The organism is Rhizobium sp. rho-13.1, assembly GCF_007000305.1.
GTDB lineage: Bacteria > Pseudomonadota > Alphaproteobacteria > Rhizobiales > Rhizobiaceae > Rhizobium > Rhizobium rhododendri.
In genome coordinates this window covers 1-213 of the sequence record NZ_SCFL01000133.1, presented here as the reverse complement: position 1 = coordinate 213, position 213 = coordinate 1, and the positions used below count along the sequence as shown (strand labels likewise).

Sequence of the window (213 nt, the reverse complement as noted above, 5' to 3'; positions counted from 1 at the left end):
GCCTCTGGGTCCGTCTGTCGATCACCGAGACCCCGGAGTTCAGCGAAGCCGTCGCTCGCAAGGAGCGCGTTGCCGTTCCCGTGGTCGAGATCCTGAAGAACCACAAGCGCAGCCTGGTCCTCGGCACCTTCGTGGCGCTGGCAACTTTCGTGCTCTTTTACATCGGCACGGCCTACCTGCTGTCCTACAACGTCAAGGTCCTGAAGATCAGCT

At 61.0% G+C, this 213-nt stretch carries 1 pseudogene; it reads left to right on the top strand.

The features are described 5' to 3' along the window. Window positions 1-213 (top strand): annotated as a pseudogene (locus tag EQW76_RS28945) (MFS transporter); the annotation flags it as partial.